Here is a 231-nt window from a genome sequence, read left to right on the forward strand (position 1 = left end):
GATATGGATAATGTCGAAATGGTCGAGCTTTTGCCTTATCACGAATTGGGCGCAAACAAATGGGCTTTTTGCGGCGACGAATACAAATTAAAAGGCGTACAACCGCCGCCTAAAGAAACCATTTTGAAAATCAAAGAAATATTAGAGAGATACGGAAAATACATTATTTATTAAAACAGAAAAAGGACGTCTGAAACGAAATAATCATTTTCAGACGGCCTTTTCATGATT

General features: G+C 36.4%; 1 pseudogene. It reads left to right on the top strand.

Going from position 1 to position 231, the window contains the following annotated elements:
• A pseudogene (gene pflA / locus ACTHSP_RS24215) lies at positions 1-174 on the top strand (pyruvate formate lyase 1-activating protein); the annotation flags it as partial.
• Positions 175-231 lie beyond the last annotated feature (57 nt).

This window comes from Neisseria sp. P0001.S005, assembly GCF_051963715.1.